The 17,404-nt window shown below is 52.4% G+C and carries 13 protein-coding genes and 2 pseudogenes; 2 read left to right on the top strand and 13 right to left on the bottom strand.

What is annotated here, in order from left to right:
* Window positions 1-30: 30 nt before the first annotated feature.
* From V4U84_RS16140 to V4U84_RS16100, 10 genes and pseudogenes are all read right to left on the bottom strand, one after another.
* On the bottom strand, window positions 31-2,775 hold the full coding sequence (locus V4U84_RS16140; RefSeq protein ID WP_334077534.1) for a winged helix-turn-helix domain-containing protein: 2,745 nt from the start codon (window positions 2,773-2,775) through the stop codon (window positions 31-33).
* A 1-nt stretch (window position 2,776) separates the two neighbouring features.
* Entirely contained in the window at window positions 2,777-4,123 is a 1,347-nt protein-coding gene (locus tag V4U84_RS16135; RefSeq protein WP_334074424.1) for an aminotransferase-like domain-containing protein, read from the bottom strand.
* A gap of 266 nt (window positions 4,124-4,389) precedes the next feature.
* On the bottom strand, window positions 4,390-4,998 hold the full coding sequence (locus V4U84_RS16130) for a class I SAM-dependent methyltransferase (RefSeq protein WP_334074423.1): 609 nt from the start codon (window positions 4,996-4,998) through the stop codon (window positions 4,390-4,392).
* 136 nt (window positions 4,999-5,134) lie between these two features.
* Window positions 5,135-5,464, bottom strand: a pseudogene (locus tag V4U84_RS26945) (GNAT family N-acetyltransferase); the annotation flags it as partial.
* Between the two features lie 120 nt (window positions 5,465-5,584).
* Window positions 5,585-6,559, bottom strand: coding sequence for a translation factor GTPase family protein (locus V4U84_RS16125; RefSeq protein ID WP_334077533.1), 975 nt, complete (start codon window positions 6,557-6,559; stop codon window positions 5,585-5,587).
* 869 nt (window positions 6,560-7,428) lie between these two features.
* Window positions 7,429-8,217 (bottom strand): ABC transporter permease, encoded by a 789-nt coding sequence (locus tag V4U84_RS16120; protein ID WP_334074420.1) that lies wholly within the window; start codon window positions 8,215-8,217, stop codon window positions 7,429-7,431.
* Between the two features lie 4 nt (window positions 8,218-8,221).
* Entirely contained in the window at window positions 8,222-9,028 is an 807-nt protein-coding gene (locus V4U84_RS16115) for an ABC transporter permease (RefSeq protein ID WP_334074419.1), read from the bottom strand.
* Entirely contained in the window at window positions 9,021-10,085 is a 1,065-nt protein-coding gene (locus V4U84_RS16110; RefSeq protein ID WP_334074418.1) for an ABC transporter ATP-binding protein, read from the bottom strand. The genes V4U84_RS16115 and V4U84_RS16110 overlap by 8 nt, the downstream gene beginning before the upstream one ends.
* A gap of 144 nt (window positions 10,086-10,229) precedes the next feature.
* A complete protein-coding gene (locus V4U84_RS16105) occupies window positions 10,230-10,649 on the bottom strand; it encodes a His/Gly/Thr/Pro-type tRNA ligase C-terminal domain-containing protein (RefSeq protein WP_416367264.1) in 420 nt (139 codons plus the stop codon).
* 36 nt (window positions 10,650-10,685) lie between these two features.
* Window positions 10,686-10,844, bottom strand: a pseudogene (locus V4U84_RS16100) (YbaK/EbsC family protein); the annotation flags it as partial.
* Window positions 10,845-11,415: 571 nt separating this feature from the next.
* On the opposite strand from V4U84_RS16100, the gene V4U84_RS16095 reads away from it, so the two are divergent.
* Entirely contained in the window at window positions 11,416-12,288 is an 873-nt protein-coding gene (locus V4U84_RS16095) for a YitT family protein (protein WP_334074417.1), read from the top strand.
* 18 nt (window positions 12,289-12,306) lie between these two features.
* On the opposite strand, the gene cysI is transcribed toward V4U84_RS16095, so the two are convergent.
* Both cysI and V4U84_RS16085 read right to left on the bottom strand, forming a co-directional pair.
* Entirely contained in the window at window positions 12,307-14,028 is a 1,722-nt protein-coding gene (gene cysI / locus V4U84_RS16090; protein WP_334074416.1) for an assimilatory sulfite reductase (NADPH) hemoprotein subunit, read from the bottom strand.
* Window positions 14,029-14,071: 43 nt separating this feature from the next.
* On the bottom strand, window positions 14,072-15,937 hold the full coding sequence (locus V4U84_RS16085; RefSeq protein ID WP_334074655.1) for an assimilatory sulfite reductase (NADPH) flavoprotein subunit: 1,866 nt from the start codon (window positions 15,935-15,937) through the stop codon (window positions 14,072-14,074).
* Window positions 15,938-16,246: 309 nt separating this feature from the next.
* Here V4U84_RS16085 and V4U84_RS16080 point away from each other — a divergent pair, with 309 nt between their 5' ends.
* Window positions 16,247-16,720, top strand: coding sequence for a spore coat protein (locus V4U84_RS16080; RefSeq protein ID WP_334074654.1), 474 nt, complete (start codon window positions 16,247-16,249; stop codon window positions 16,718-16,720).
* Between the two features lie 81 nt (window positions 16,721-16,801).
* Here V4U84_RS16080 and V4U84_RS16075 read toward each other — a convergent pair whose 3' ends face one another.
* Window positions 16,802-17,377, bottom strand: a complete 576-nt coding sequence (locus tag V4U84_RS16075) for a DUF4291 domain-containing protein (RefSeq protein WP_334074415.1) — start codon at window positions 17,375-17,377, stop codon at window positions 16,802-16,804.
* Window positions 17,378-17,404 lie beyond the last annotated feature (27 nt).

Raw genomic sequence — 17,404 nt, 5'->3', positions numbered from 1 at the left:
TTTTAAGGGGGAGAATCAAGCACGATATCGTTAAAGAAGTCCCCATTCGCGGGCGCGCGCGACCGCCTCCGTCCGCCGTTTTACCTGAAGTTTGTCAAAAATGATCCGGTTATGCCCTTTCACGGTAGGGAGTGCGATAAACAGCCGGTCGCTGATTTCCCGATTCGACAGGCCTTGGGCGATCAGCCGCAGCACCTCCAGTTCCCGCTCGCTTAGCGGCTCGATCGGAGGCATGGCAGGTTTTCGCGCAGGAATATGGGAACGGACTATGCCGTCCGCAGCTTCATTCTCAAAAACCACGATCCACCCGGCCAGGTCATGCGCTATGCCGCGGCTTCCCGCCGCATGACGGAATAACTCGTACATCGGAGGGCCCTCATCGATAAAACTCCGGATATTGCCGCCAGCCTCGGCCATCGTTAAGGCTTCCGCAAGTTGTTCGACAGCCCTGGGATGATCGCCATACACTCCAAGAGCAGCCGCCTTCAGAATTTTGGCCTTCAGCCGTTGATCTTCCCAGCCCTTGTCCTCGGCCTCCCTTTCCAGCGGCTCCAGTTCCTTTAATGCGGCGGCAGCATCTCCCTGCGCGAGGAGCACGCGGACCAGGCTGTACTGCTGCCGGTGCTTCCGCGCCAAATGAGCCGCCCGGGCCAAATTCCCCCGGCGAATCAGCATCCGCACCTGCATGGCGGTAATGGACGGCAGTTGTTTTTCGAAATTTTGATCACGGGCGCTTTGCTCCGCCTTCGCCAAGATCGAAGCCGCTTCCGCCGCTTCCCCCCGAGCGAGCTTGATTTTGGCGAGAACAGCTTCACCCGCCACGGTTCTGTCCGATTGATCGAACCGCTTGGCGAGTCCGATGCTCTTCTCGACATGCCGCATCGCGGAATCCAGGTCATTCCATTCGTAACTTATGCGGGCCAAGCCCAAATGTGCTTCGCAAGCCGCCGGCGGTGGAGGTTCGCCCGCCAAATTCAGCGTGTTCATATACGTCTCGTTCGCTTCATGAAGCCGGTTGTCGCCCTCCTGCATCATGCCGAGACCAAGCGAAGCCATCATGGCAATCGTGGTATGCCCAATCGCCTGACTTAGCGAAAGCGCTTCGGCATATGCCCTGCCCGCCGCGGCGCGGTCGCCCTGGAGCTGGTAAGCATACCCGAGCGTCCAGATAGCGGACGTGCGTACCGGTAAATTATCCGGATGCAAAAATTCCAGGGCGCGAAGCGACTCGGTCCGGATGGTTTCCACCTGATGCTCGCTCACGGCCAGCGTGGCGCGGATGGAAGCGATGTGTCCGATCAGATCCCGGGACGTTTCATCTTCTTCGGCTTTTGGCAAGGCGAGTTCCCCAGCCTTCAATTTCTGTCGCGCTTCGTTCATTTGTCCCGTCATAAGCAGTGCGGAAGCATACATGACCCAAAGCGAAGGCCTAGCATCCAATTCATCGCCGGGCAGCGAACGGAGCCAATTCAAGACAGGCGCTACCGCTCCACGGAACAACAGCGGCATCCCCTCTCCCTCCATGAGACGTGCGGCGCGTCCGGTGTCCGCCGCAGCCACGGCATGCTGGAAGGCTTGAAACTCCATGCCCTGATCTTCGTACCATTCGCTGGCGCGGATATGCAGGTCGGCCACGCCGTCCTTGCCGTGTTCCTCGTTCCGTGCGGTGCCGTCCCACAGCTTCTTTTGCAGCAGATCCGCGAAAAGCTGATGGTATCGGTACCATCGCCGTTCGTTATCCAGCGGCACGATAAAAATGTTGGCGGCTTCGAGGCGTTCCAGCATGGCTTGTGCGGAAACGGCAGGGGCATCATTCCCCCCGCTAACCCGGCAACCGAGAACCGTTTCGCATAGAGGCCCGCACAACCGGTCGAGAATGGAGGTGCGCAGCAGGAAAGTCTGGATCTCATCGCTTAACCGCTGAAGCACTTCCTCAAGAAGATAGTCGACGATGTAAGCATGGCTGCCCGAAAAGGAACGAATGAAGGCCGAGGGATCTTCCATCCCCCGCATGGATAAGGAAGCCAGTTGGAGAGCGGCAACCCAACCTTCCGTCCGGGATTCAAGCACGCCGATATCGGCAGCCGAAAGATGGGATTCCGCCGTATTGTTCATAAATTCGGCGGTTTCCTCGCGGGAAAACCGTAATTCGGCGGTTTGAAGTTCGATAAGCTGGTCCCGGACTCGCAATCTGGCTAAAGGCAGACGCGGCTCTTCACGGGTCGCGATGACGAGGTGCATCTGTGGCGGCATATAATCGAGCAGATAAGCTATTGCTCCGTCGATCGTTCCGTCCCGGATGACATGGTAATCATCGAGAATGAGGATAAAGGGATGCGGAATGGAGGCGATTTCTTCAAGCAGGGGTGCCACTAAGGATTCGATGGGCATTGGCAGGGGGGACTGCCGCAAACCGAACGCGGCTGATTCAAACTTCGCCCCGGCCGATTTCAAGGCAGCCGTAAGATAAGCGAAAAAGCGTACGGGATCGTTATCTCCTTCATCCAGAGACAACCAGGCGATTGGCCTTCCGCAGCGGCGAGCCCATTCGCTGATCAGGGTCGTTTTCCCATAACCGGCGGATGCGGAAACCACGCTAAGCCTGCGATGCACGCCCGCGGTTAATCGCTCTGTTAGACGCGGACGGGCCACGGTGTTCGGGCGAACCGGGGGGATCTGTATTTTGGTGGATATCATGGGTATCGTCATATTTAAATTATAAAATTTGCGATTCTGCGGCGTCAACAAAACTCCATGCTCCCGCTGAACTTTCACGCTATCTCCCGCGCGCCCTACCGGCTTCCTGGACGATTGCCCGAACCCCCTCTTCGATTCTCCCCAGCGGTACCCTTGAAACACTGATCCGCAAAAACTTCTCCCTGTCCAAAACATCCGCCAAATAAAACCCTTTGCCGGACAGCACATGGACATTTCTGGCTGACAGCCGTTCCGTCAAACGTTCCAAATTGACCGTCTGGGGCAGCTTCAGCTGCGCGAAGATACCCGAGTTAACGTTGACCGGAATTTCGGCCAGTCCCGCCTCGGCATTTTGCTTAACGGCTTCCAATAACGTTCGAATCCGTTCGGAATACCGTTCAAATAATTTCCGCTTGTGGCGTTCGTACATTCCGTTTTTGAGGTACACCTCCAGCGCGGCCTGGGACAACAGCGAGGTGTCGGCATAGTTCTTAATGGCCCGAAAACGTTCGAGAAGCTCTCCCGGCAACACCGCGACACCCAAGCGCAGTCCCGGAAAAACAACCTTGGAAAAACTCTTCAAATAGACCACATGCGACGAGCCATCGTAAGCATAGATCGGGTGGTACCCCCGTTCATCCCCCAGATCGGCCATATAGTCGTCTTCCACGACGTACACATCGTATTTTTCGGCCAATTTGGCGATCGCCTTTCTTTCTTCTGTGCTTAGCGTTGTCCCAAGCGGATTGTGATTGCGGGACATGGTGTAGAAAAACTTGATTCCGCCCCTCTTGAACCGCTCCTCCAACTCGCGTAAATCCAGTCCTGCCGCACAGCGCGCGATCCCGCTCACGGGAATACCATTCGCCGCCAGAAAACGCAAATAAATATCGTAACTCGGCTGCTCGACCAGGATAGTCGAGTTCCCGTTCGGAAAAGGCAATCTTGCCAAAATTTCCAGCGCCTGCTGCACGCCTGAGGTCACGACGATTTGCTCCATCTTGGCGAACACCTGGTTGCTTGCCAGATGGGAAACGAGGGTCTGCCGGAGCTTCTCCATCCCTAGCGAATCCCCGTAGGTGAAGAGCTGATTTTTGTAGATATCGATCGCTTGGTTTAAGCAATGCTGGAAATCCTGGTAGGGGAACAGGTCGATATCCGGTAACGCCGACGTAAAATCGATCGTATCGCTTTCGCGGCTTGTCCGATCGGAGGCGGGATGATCAACCACATAAAAACCGCTTTGCGCAATGGAGTAAATCGCATGGCGCTTCTCCAGTTCGGCATACGCCTTGATGACCGTGCTGCCGCTGCATTTGTAGTCCTGCGCCGCCCTGCGCACCGACGGAAGCTTCTGACCCGGACGATATCGGCCTTCGGATATTTTCCGTTCGATATCGGACAGGATCGCCATGTACTTTTTCACGCTGCCCCCCCTCTCCTCATGTTAACCATTATACCGGCTAGCCCGAACTGTATCGATACAGTTTTGAAAAATCAGGATTTTTCTAAGCTTCAACCCGGTTACCCGCGGATCAAACCATCGTTTGGAACGGGTACTGATCAACGAGAAGAAGGTATCTCTTAAGGTTATATATGCCCAGGGAAATCCCTTCCACTTAATTATCGGGAAAACCTCCCGGTAATTTTGTCCCGCACGGCTTTGTTCATTTGAATCATCATACCCACTGCTCAACTCTTTCTTAAAATATAATCGACAAACCCTTGTCTAATCCGATTCCCCTCGAATTCCCGTTCAAGCACCCGATATTCTTTATACACGCATTCCATATCGGAGAATAAAGCATCGGCTTCGAAATATTCATAGTACGAGTGGATCACCGCCGCTCCATCTTCAATTTGTTCATACTGGGCTTCTCCCAAATCAATCCCCTCGCCAACCCGGAAATCATGAATGTTAAGGAAGTTTACAAATAGAAGCCCATCCCTCTTTAGCACTCGTTTCATTTCCTCGACGGCACCACGCACATCTTTCTTTCTCATATGAAAAACGGAATTGTAGGAATACACAAAACTGATCGATTCATCCGCCCAGGGCAGTTTTCTCATGTCTCCTTGCCGGATATTCAATTGCTGTCCGCGTTTATCGGCAAATTCATTGGCTAGTCGTATTTGTGTATCGCTTAATTCAATTCCGTTTGTAGAGTACCCGTAGGAAAAAAACAGGCTTAATGGGGGCATGTCTCCCCCCGCTCCACAGTCCAGCACTTCTTTTTCCAATCCGCTTTCATTACATAAGGCCAAAAATCGGTATAAAGGAATTTGCTTGAAAATCTCCATTCTTAATTAGCCCCTTTCACTCTGATGACTTCCGGCATTTCTTTTAAAACGGCTGCTCCAGTTTCTTCATCCGCCTGCTCCAACCATCCGCACCAGGTTTGCGGCAAAACCATCTCGCATAGGAAGGGTACCTAACCTAGGATTTCAACGTACATAAAAAGCGTTCCACCCCGGGATATTTTTCGCCGAGGGACCTGACCTGAAATCCGGCTTTTCTATAGAAGTCGACCGCATCCCGGTCCGTCTCGGCTACTAGTCTTCTTACTGCCGGGTATGATGACATAAATTCGGAGATCATTCTCTTTCCGATCCCTTGCTTCCTGCGCGTATCTTTAACGACTAAATGCGCTAAAACAACTGTACTATCGGGCAGAAACTCAACGCCCATCAATCCAGTTAATTCGCCGCCCTCATCGATCCCTAGCAATTCTCTCGTCGGATCTTCCTCGTATTTTTTAAAAATTCGGGCCGCATGGTCTGAGCCGGGAGATCAATAAATCAATGATTTCTTCAGGATTCTTATGTACTTTCAGACTATACATGCTCTTCTCCTCTTCCGTTTCCGGAGTAATGATTGATTTTGATTTCATGGCTCCCAAAACGAATCAATCGTCTGATCCAAAGAATTCAAATCATCGCAATAAGCATCTTTAAAGATAGAGTTCCGTATTATCGGCTCCACTAGATGATCGGGAACTTGGTCATAGTAGCCGAATTGAACCTCAAGCTTCTGCACTACCTTAAAAACACAAACCAAATCGTTCGAGAAGTTGTCTAGCTCCTTAAGGGGGATATCCGCAGTTCCCCTCCATCCTCCCCCGGCAGGCTGCAGACTTTCATTTCTGCCTCTACTCGAGCGAATCGCCTCGATCAGTGTAGGAAGTTCCGCGGGGGGACTTTCGAAAGCAACCTTCATTACAGGTTCGAGAATGATGGAATCCGCTTGTTTGATGGCCTGCTTGAATCCTATCGCTGCCGCGATCTGATAGCACATGGCACAGGAATCCGTTGCATGATAAGAGCCTTTAAACAAGGCGGCTCTGAAATCGACAACCGGAAAACCGCCTGCACTTCCCCGGGGCATACAACGTTCAAGCCCTTTTTTTACAAAAGGAATAAACTTGCTGGGGATCATCTCTTCATCGTGAATTTGATTGACAAATTCAAAACCGCCGCCTCTCGGCAGAGGTTCGAACCTTAACCAGCAGTGACCGTAACGTGCCGGGCTGGAGGTTTGTCGAATAAACCGCCCCTCCGCCTCCAATGGTCGACCGAATGTTTCTTTGTACAGAACTTGAGGCGGCTCAGCCTTCAATTCAACATCAAGTCGATCGGTTAAGCGCTTTACGGTATCGGCCAGATGCAGCTCTCCGGCTCCGGCAAGAATGATCTGTTTGGTGTCGTCCTTGGTGAAAACCAAAAGACGGGGATCCTCATCCAAGCAACTTTTTAAGGCCAAAAACACTTTTCTGACCTCATCCTTGGTGTGGAGGTGATCTAAGGACAAATTTACGGCCATATACGGGCCAGATAAATTTATAACGGACAACAATCGGTACATCTCCTTTCTCCAAAAGAAGAGTTCGACAAATTGGAACAAAATCCCTGCCTTATTTTGAGAAACGTCTGTCGACACTTTCCGCGCTTCGCAGATTAGCGGTCTTTTAGGCACCAGCATTGAAGGAAGGCCAGTGAATAAGTGCCTTAAACGGCCCTATTTTTGTCGACTTCGGCCCATCGGGATGACGTAAAATACGCTACCCCCATCGGCAAGGAATTACGGCTTTTTAGGGCTTTATTTTGGTAAAAAGCAGGCCAACCCTGATTTCGGGGTCCGCTCCAGGGCAATAAGGCCCATTTTGACCGCTATTATTGCCGTTGGGCAGAACCGGGCCGAAATAGCGCCGCAAAAGTCACTTGCGTTGCATTAACCCTGACACATGATTACAACGGAGCTTGATGCCTTAATCGCTTTTAAAGAACTTCGCAAAAAGTACAGTCCTTTTGCAGTTAGGAAGTCTAACGGCCGTGAGAGCCGTTATGTTGCGATTGAATCACGTATTGGGATTTTAACGGTCGTGTGGACCGTTATTTACCATCATTTCGACCAAAACAGCCATACTTATATGAAATAGGGGCCGTGGCGGCCGTTAGAATTTGGAATCAGCGCAAACAGGGCAAATAACGGCTGTGGCGACCGTTAGCATGGTTTAGAGGCGGAGACGACGATCTAAGTTCGACATGTTGCTTGCCGAAGCGGCGGATTGGCCCCAAATGGACAGCATCAAGGAAGGTTTGATGCAACGTCATTGCGCAAAAGGCCGCTATTGCAGCGAGCGCCTAAGTAAATTGCGGGCTCCGGGTCAACTCGACCCAAAAAAGCCCGGGAAAGATTCCTCTCTCCCGAGCTTCTTCAATTTGAACAGCAAACTACGAGCCCGCCCCGCGATACCGGCGTACCCCGTAGTTCCACGCGGTCAATCCGATCGCAAAAAAAACCGCGCCCACCACCGGCGTAAGGAATGCCATATTCCGCATCTCCCCCCGGTCAAGGAACAAGGAGGCCGGATAGACGCCGACGAAGGCGAACGGCATAATCCAGGTGAGCAGCACCTGAATGGCGCGGTTGTAAATCGTCACCGGATAACGACCGTACCCCTGCACGTTGTACATCAACGGCAAGATGCCTGTCGGCGCGTCCGAGTAAAACGACAGCGATGTCAGGGCCGTATAAATCCCGGTGTAAATCGCCACCGCGCTGATCGTCAGAATGATCAATGCCGGAATCGTCCACCATTCGAACGCCATATCAAGCTGGGCGCCGCTGATGGCCATAATGATGATGCCGATGATCGAGCCGACGAGCGCCGGCGGATCGACATTTTCCAGAAAGATCTGGAACAAATTGTGCGCCGGCCGGGTCATCACCCGGTCCATCTCCCCTTTGACAATGTAGCGTTCGCTGAATCCCCACAGGTTGACGAAACAGCTGAAGATGCCGAAAGGTACCATAAAAAATCCGTACACGAACACCACTTCGCTTTCGCTCCAGCCGCCCAGACTTTCGGTGTGCATAAAGATGACGAAGATAAAGATCAGGTTCGTCACCTGGAACAACAGATCGGAGATGACCTCGACCCAGAAATCGGCCCGGTAGGTCATCCGGGTTTTGATGTAGTTTTTCAAGTACTCGCCAATTAAGCCAAAATAGTAAGACATCCGCTCAACCTCCCTGCACAAACAGGCGCTTCCGGGAAGCCCGGTACAGCCATACCATCGGAATCAGCAGCAGCGCGAACCAAAGGACCTGAACGCCAAGCACATTCCAGATCCCCACCCCTTGAATCCGGCCCGTGAACACGGAACCCGGCAAATAAGTGATCGCCTGAAACGGCAGAAATTCCATGAAGCTTCCGAGCCATGCGGGGAATAAGCTGATCGGGATAATCAACCCGGAAAACAGGTCGACGACCACGCGCTTCATCCGCATGAAGCCTTCGTTATTTTCCACGAAAAAAGCCATGAGTCCGGTAATAATGTTAAGCTGCGAATTAATGAGAAAGCTGAAAAACAGCATCACCAGAAATCCGGCCCACGCTTCGGGCGCGGTAGGCAGCTTCACCGGGAAGAACAGCATGGCGATCGCCATCCCGGGAATCATGAACAGCATAAACCGGAACAACCCTTCGCCGAAGCCCTGCATCATTTTGACCATCAGATAGTTATAAGGCCGGATGAACTGGATGGCGATGCTGCCGTCGCGGATATCGGCGGAAATTTCCCGGTCCAGATTGTTGAAATAAAACGCCCGGGCCATCCAGGATACGGCCAGATACGTCGTCATCTGCGAAGCCGTGAATCCGCCCAACTCCCCGCCGCCGCCATAGATGGCTTTCCAGGTGAAATAATAAACCCCGATATTTAAGGTATAAATCAAGATGCCGGTGTAGTAATTGACCCGGTAAGCCAGCATCGTCAAAAACCGGATCCGGATAAAGTCGAGATAAGCGCCGCCGGTACCGTTAAACATGGGTCGCCACCACGCCCTCATCCTCACGGATCGTCGCTTCCGGCTTCTTCTCCGCCGTTCCGGATTGGTAGATGCTTCTGACGATATCGTCCGTGTTGGTCTCGATAATTTTGATATCGGTAATGTCCGCCTTGCTTACCACCTGCCCGAGCACGTCGGACACATTGATTTCCAGCGGAATCCAGACCTTCGCTTCCAGTTCGTTCTCCGCGGACCAGGTGAGGCCCTGCAGTCCCTCCGTCCAGCTTCTAAGCTGCTCAAGCCTTGTAGGCGTGCCGAACTGGAATTGGACCTCACGGCCAGTGCCCCAGCGGTTTTTCAGTTCCTCCAGCCCGCCGTCGTAAATGATTTTCCCGTCGTCCAGCATAATAACCCGTGAACAAAGTGCCTCGATATCCTGCAAATCATGGGTCGTCAGCAAAATCGTCGTGCCATGATCCCGGTTCATATCCTTCAGGAACTCGCGGATTTCGGATTTCACCACGATGTCCAGTCCAATCGTCGGCTCGTCCAGAAAAACGATGGACGGATTGTGCAGCAGCGCCGCCACCAATTCGCAGCGCATCCGTTGCCCCAGGCTTAGTTTGCGAACCGGCCGGTTCAGCAAATCCTGGAGCTGCAGCCGTTCGACCAACTCATCCAGCCGCCGTTTAAAGTCCGGCTCCGACACCTTGTACACCTTACGCAGCAGTTGAAAGGACTCGATCACGCCGATATCCCACCACAGCTGGCTCCGCTGGCCGAAGACCACGCCGATATGCTGCACAAACTTCTCCCGCTCCTCGTAAGGAACATAGCCGCCCACGCGGAGATGGCCGGAGGTGGGAACCAGAATCCCGGTCAACATTTTGATCGTCGTCGACTTCCCCGCCCCGTTCTCCCCGATATATCCGCAGATTTCCCCTTGCGGGATGCTGAACGAGATATCTTTAACCGCGGCGACTTCATTATATTCCCGCTTGAACAAATCCAGAAATGCACCCTTCAGCCCTTCGCGGTTCTTCTGAACCTTGAAGGTTTTGCGCAGATCCTTCACTTCAATCGCGTTTCCACTCATCGGTCTTGTACCTCGCTAAATTTAGAGTAGTTTATGGATCAGTATATTCCATATAATATCGCCTTAAAATTATATAGCAGCTTTCATAAAAGCGCCAGTCCGGGAACGTGTCCCTTTGGAATCATTCCCCGTTATTTTTCGCGCTTATGGCGCGCTCCTCATTTCCAGTACCCGGCGTACCACTTCCTCTACGGTCAGCGACGTTTTCACGCCGGGGAAACGCCGCTCTACGAATTCGACCCGCCCTTCGCCAGCCTCCTTGCCGACAACGATCCGTACCGGCAGCCCGATCAGATCGGCATCCTTGAATTTCACGCCGACCCGTTCGTCGCGGTCGTCCAACAGCACTTCCACGCCAAGGCCGCAAAGCCGCTCGTAAATCGCTTCGGCCAATTGCCGCCCTGCTTCGTCTTTCACCGACACCGGCACAAGGTGCACCTGGTAAGGGGCCAGGGAGACCGGCCAAATGATACCGTGTTCATCATGGTTTTGTTCAATGACGGCGGATAATACCCGCGACCGTGGACAAGCTTCCCCTTCCTGAACATTCCGGAAATCGCCCACCTGCGAGACGGTCAGGTCTCTCTCCGGAACCACATGACGGAAATGATAATCCCGTTCGTTGGCTCCTACGATCGCCTCTTCCATCTCCGCTGCCGTGGTGTCGAACAGGACGCGGATCCGCTGCCCGTAAGGGCCGACAAACCCTACCGACACGCCAGTTGGCGGATCAACCCGGCCCGCAGCAACAGCTGATGACTCGCGGTTTCCGCGTCGCCCGGCGACTCACGTAATGTATTTAGCAACAACCCGCTTTGACGCATCTTCTATCTTCCCCTTTCTTTCTCGCGCGTAAAAAAAAGACACACTCGTCAGGGACGAATGTGTCGTGGTACCACCCTTATTTAACCGCAGGCCTCCTGCAGAAAGCAGCTTCTGCAAGAATACAACGCCGACGGTCCTTTATCGATAACGGCATAGGCCGGCCAACGAATCATCAGATTCGCGGCAGCTCCCAAGGTAGGGTCTGGTTCGTCGCACCGGAAACCTTTCAGCCGGCGGGTTTCTTCTCTGGAGGGGCGGACGGTGAACCGAGAGGCCTTGATCCTCGCTTTTGGAGTTTCATACAATTTATTGCTAAATTACAAGATTCCCGGGCCAAAGTCAAGAAAAAGCGAGCCTGCCGTGAATAATCACCCCAAAACAAGGACAAACGAAGCTTGATTTCAAATGAAACATTTGTCATAGTCTGATACGGTGATAAAAAAGATAATTTAAACCGATAATATTTTTTTATAACCTAAAAAATGTGAGTAAAGAAGGCCTGGAAATGAGTCGAAATTTAGTTGCTCCGTTCATGAGCAAACCGCTAAAAACTTCGTTAAAACCGATGCAGGAGGTCGGGGTCATTATCATATCCGCCCTGCTGGTGGCCGCCGGTCTCAATCTGTTCCTTATCCCCCATCAGCTTTTGTCCGGCGGTGTAACGGGCGTTGCTTCCATCATCGGGTATATCACCGGATGGAATATTTCCTACGTGTTCTTTCTGTTAAATATCCCTCTCATTATTTGGGGATGGAAGTCGGTGGGACGAAGATACATCGTTTTGAGTTGCATTTCCGTCATCGCCACCACGTGGTTTATGGAGTTAATCCCCGTGATAAAGATTACTAAAGATCCTATTCTTGCTTCCGTATTCGGAGGAATTATCTCGGCGGCGGGCATCGGTTTCTCGCTGCGGGTCGGCGGTTCCACCGGCGGTTTCGATATTCTCGGCTCTATAGTGACACGCACCAGGGACGTTCCCATGGGGAACATCCTGTTTCTGATGAACGGAGCTGTCATCCTGGCCCTCGGTTTCTTCCAGAGTTGGGATCTGGCGTTGTATTCGATGCTGTCGACTTTTGTCAAGGGTAAAGTGGTCGACATGATTCATGTCGGGCATATCAAGGTGACCTGCTTCATTATTACGAAGCACAAGGACCAGATGCTGTGTCAACTGCGCAAGCTTCACCACGGGATCACCTGCATCCATTCGGAGGGCGGTTACAGTGAACAAGAAAACTACACGTTGATGACCGTAACGACCCGTTATGAGTTGGCCAGCGTGCGGAAAACCGTCTTGCAGACCGACCCTCAGGCTTTCATTAATGTGGTGCAGTCCACGGAAATTGTGGGACGCTTTTCCAGACCCAAACTATAGCGGAATTAATGATGTAAATTATGCATGAAAATCTTGACCTGCCCGCACTTCTATCACATATCCGGCGCGGATCGTAAAGTCGCCGAAATGCTCGCCTTCGCGCCGCTCCTTTGCGTAGTGGGACAACAAAGCTCGTAACGAGTCCAAAATTTCGGTCTCTCCGATATTTTCCTTGTAAAGCTTGTTCAGCCGTTCGCCCGCGAATCCGCCGCCGAGATACATATTGTACTTTCCGGGCGCTTTACCGATAAAAGAAAGCTCCGCCAACGCCGGTCTTGCGCAGCCGTTCGGGCATCCGGTCATCCGGATCACGATCTCTTCCTCGCGCAAACCGTTCTCTTCAAGCAGCATCTCCACGTTGTCCAGCAGTGTCGGCAAATACCGTTCGGACTCCGCCATCGCCAGCCCGCACGTCGGAAGCGCCACACAGGCCATCGAGTTCCGGCGCAACGAAGTATACTGCTTTCCGTCCGTGAGGCCGTATTTGCCGATAAGCTCCTCAATCTTCTTTTTCTTGGCGCTCGTCACATTGGCAATGATCAAGTTCTGATTGGCCGTCAGGCGGAAATCCCCGGTATGCAGCTTCGCGATTTCTCGCAAGCCCGTCATCAAAGGATAATCCGGCTCGTCCTTAATCCGGCCGTTCTCGATAAACAAAGTGAAATGCCACTTGCCGCCGGAGCCTTTGACCCAGCCATAACGGTCACCATGATTCTCGAAATAGTACGCCTTCGCGGGCGCCAGCTCCCAGCCCATCCGCCGGGTCAGCTCCGCGATAAACCAGTCGATGCCGCGGTCATCGATCGTATATTTAAACCGGGCGTGTTTCCGGACCGATCGATCGCCGTAATCCCGCTGAATGGTAACGGTTTTCTCGGCAACTTCGATGACTTGTTCCGGCGTACAGAAACCGATGACCTGCGCGATTTGCGGGTAGGTCTTCACATCGCCATGCGTCATCCCCATGCCGCCTCCGACCGCGACATTGAAACCGGCCAACTTGCCGTCTTCCACGATCGCGATTAAGCCGAGGTCCTGCGAAAAGACGTCCACATCATTGGAAGGCGGCACGGCCAGGCCGATTTTAAATTTCCGCGGCAAGTAGACCTTCCCGTAAATTGGCTCCTGTTCAACGCCTTCCGGGCTTTCCGCCACCTTTTCCCCATCCAGCCAAATTTCATGGTAGGCCCGGGTCTGCGGCTCCAGATGCTCGCTCAGACGGCACGCCCACTGATACACTTGAGCGTGAACGTCCGACTGGTGTGGATTCGGATTGCACATGACGTTCCGGTTCACGTCGCCGCAAGCCGCCAGCGTGGTCAGCAGCGATTGATGAACTTCCTGTATCGTCTTCTTCATATTCCATTTCAACACGCCATGCAACTGAAAAGACTGCCGCGTCGTCAAGCGGATCGTCCCGTTGGCGTAAGCTTGCGAGATGCGGTCCATCATCAGCCATTGATCCGGAGTGACGACGCCGCCCGGGGCCCGGACGCGCAGCATAAACTGGTAAGCCGGCTCCAGCTTCTGCTTTTTCCGTTCGTTCCTAAGGTCCCGGTCATCTTGCATATAGCTGCCGTGAAATTTCATCAAGCGGTTTTCATCTTCGGGTATCGAAGCCGTAATCCGGTCTTCCAGAACTTCGGCCAATTGCCCTCTCAGATAGTTGCTGCGGATTTTAATATCTTCCACGTCGCTGTGCGGCGCACTGTTTGGCGACAACAAATTGTTTTCTGACATGCTCCAAGTCTCTCCTCTCGCGGGTCCTTAGGGAACTTGCTTCTTAGTAAACATCCCGCTGGTAACGTTTTTGCTGCTGCATGCGGGTCAAATACTCCGAAGCCTCTTCAGGACTCAATCCGCCCTCGCGTTCCAAAATAACGGCTAACGTCGCATGCACGTCGTGAGCCATCTTTTTCTCGTCGCCGCAGACGTAAACCACGGCTCCTTCTTGTAACCACGCATACAGCTCCCGGCTCTTTTCGAGCATCCGATGCTGAACATACACCTTTTGCTCCGTATCGCGGGAAAAAGCGACATCCATTCGGGTCAGAACGCCCTCCTTCAACCAGCGCTGCCACTCCACCTGATAGAGAAAATCCGTCGAGAACCGCTGATCGCCGTAAAACAGCCAGGTTTTCCCCGCAGCCCCCGTCTCCTCGCGTTCGCTCAGAAAGGCGCGGAAGGGGGCCGCGCCGGTTCCGGGCCCGATCATAATGATCGGCGTTTCCGGATTTTCCGGCAGCTTGAAGTTCGGGTTGTGCTGAATGAACACCGGGAGCGAATCGCCCGGTTCCAGCCGCTCGGCCAATTGAACGGAGCATACCCCATAGCGGTTGCGTCCGTTCGCCTCGTAACGTACCGCGCGTACCGTGATATGCACCTCGTCCGGCGTAGCTTTCTGGCTGCTCGCGATGGAGTACAGCCGCGGCGGAATTTTCCGCAGCAGGCTGGTGAACTCGGCGGCGGAAATCCCCTTCAAACCGAAATCACGGATCAAATCCAGCACATCTCTGTCTTGGAGATAGGCCTTCAACTTCTCGGCTTGTTCCGGTTGAACCAGTGTCTTCAAACCCGCGTCGCCGCTTAATTCGGCAATTTGAGTGAACAGTGGCTTCGTTAACACCGTGATTTCGTAGTGACTCAGCAGCGCCTCCCGAAGCGGGGCGGTCTCTCCCGTTTTGCCGAGCGCTACTGCTTCGCTCGCATTCCACCCCGCAGCCTCGATCAGCTCATCCACCAACTGAGGATGGTTTTGCGGATATACGCCCAGGCTGTCGCCGGGTTCATAACGAAGATTCGAACCTTCCAGCGAAATTTCCACATGGCGGGTCTCCCGCTCCGAACCGCGGCCGTTCAGGTTCAGGTTTTCCAGCACCTCGGCCTGAAAAGGACGGCTGCGCGAATACTCGGGTTCGCCGACATCACTGCCCGTGAGCGACGGAGCGGAGCCGATGACCGCGCCCGTTGATAGCGCTCCCTCTTCACCGGCAGGCGCGTCGGCCAGCGTGCTAACGACCTGGCTCATCCAGGCCGAAGCCGGTTCTTCGAAATCGACATCGCAGTCGACGCGCGGAACAATCGCCTTGGCGCCCAATTCGGCCAACCGCTTATCAAAATCTTTGCCGGTCTGGCAGAAGAATTCGTAGGACGTATCGCCCAAAGCCAGCACCGAGTAACGGGTCCCCTCCAGTTGGGGCGCTCTTTTGCTGTGCAGAAATTCGTAAAACGGAATGGCACTGTCCGGCGGCTCCCCTTCGCCATGCGTACTGACAACGATCAGGAGATTCTCGACCTTTTTTAACGTATTCGGTTTAAAATCGCCCATCGACGCCAGTTGAACGGAAAATCCACGCTCCTGCAGCTTTTTGGCCAGCTTTTTGGCCAGACCATTGCTGTTGCCTGTTTGGGAACCGAAAAGAACCGTCACCTCTTTGCTGATCGCCTTGACGGGTAGAGCCGAGACGACCGTGCCAACCGTTTGCTGCCCCCCCGCCCCTACTACGGCAACCGCTGCGGCAGCGCCTTGCAGTGCCGTGAGATATCCGCTAAGCCATAAGCGCTGAAGCTCATTCAGCGTAGGAAGCAAACGATTCAATAAATCCGCCTGCTCTTGATTAAAAGGGCTGTTTGTCACCTGCAGTTCCAACTTATCCACCTCACAAAAGCTTCCATAGATTCAATTCCTACTAATATGATCAGAATTATACTATCTTGAAATTATCACAGGATGAAAGAATGGTCAATTCGAAGGATCTTATAGGAACCATCAGGTTTGCTGATAAAGTGAAAAACTAGGCGAGGTCCAGGAACTGTTATGGAACTAACCTTACTATTTTAGTTGACATAACAATTAATAAGTTCCCTTTAAACAAAAAAAATTCTCACCAATTATGGGCGAATGCATAGAATATTCCAAACTTAAAACTTGGAGTGTGACATTGTGAACGTAAACCCTATGCCCCACAAACATTTGGCTTGGCATGAAACGATGGAATTGCATGAACTGGTAGCCTTTCAATCGACGCATCTGGTTCTGTTCAAAAAGTTATGTCCGACCGTGCAAGACCCTACCCTCCGTTGTCTCTACGAGGAGACGATCTGCGTCCTGGAGCAAAATCTGAAGGACCTGTTGAAGTTTTACCCTATGGCTCCAACCGCTCATCGCAGCCCGATCCCTGACCCCACGGCTTTTGAAGCGGCCAACCTGCTCGGGTTCTTCAAAACGGCCGTACGCTCCTACGCGATCGCCATCACGGAAACGGCAACCCCCAGCTTGCGCGAAACCTTCCTGAAGCATCTGAATACCGGCGTAGCCCTCCATGCCAAAGTGTTTAACTTCATGTACGTGAACGGCTACTATCCTTCCTACAACCTGGAGCACCTGCTCGCCAACGACATCCAAATGACTACCGCCGCCTTGAGAATGTAAACGATTGAATAGAAAAAGAGCACGACCGAACGTCTTGTTTCTTATCGGCTGTGCTCTTTTTACCGTTGGGTGATTGGCTCATCAACTTTCATTTTCCAAGCAGCTAGGCTTGTATTCCCTCTCCACAGGTAATAAATCACTATTAAATGGACCAATGCTAATTTGCCGTTTCCAATCATGAACCATATCTGTAATGTCATTAATCGTATGTATCCATTCATTTACATATTTCTGCACCGCTTCTCCTCTTAATCCGAGTTGAATGGCTCTTCGATCCAGTTTGTTTCCGTAAATATCTCTATCGGGATCCCATTGGCATACCATATCAGACTCATCCAACATGGCTTTCCATTTGGCGGATGATTCATGAATCTTAGGTTTATATTTGGTTAATACCGCCTTTGATAAAATATAATCAAATCCTTCTCTGGAAAGGTCGATAGACAATATTCTTTCCTGGTCGTTTTTGTTCCCCCATCCGGATCTATGCATCATCCATAAAAATGATGGCTTGATCCACGTCATTCTGTCCAACTTAAATGAAGGGCCGAATGTTTTTCTTTCCAGAACTTCGTCTGCAATGAGATGATTAAACGCTTGGTAAACCGTTACATAATTGTCCGTGTATTTTGCGTAAAAGCCTTTATAAGTTGGCACCCTCTTCAACCTTTCTGATTTTACTCT

This window comes from Paenibacillus sanfengchensis (genome assembly GCF_036864765.1).
GTDB classification, from domain to species: domain Bacteria; phylum Bacillota; class Bacilli; order Paenibacillales; family Paenibacillaceae; genus Fontibacillus; species Fontibacillus sanfengchensis.
Note: the sequence above shows the minus strand (reverse complement) of the source record. Positions and strands in the feature narration are given on the sequence as shown.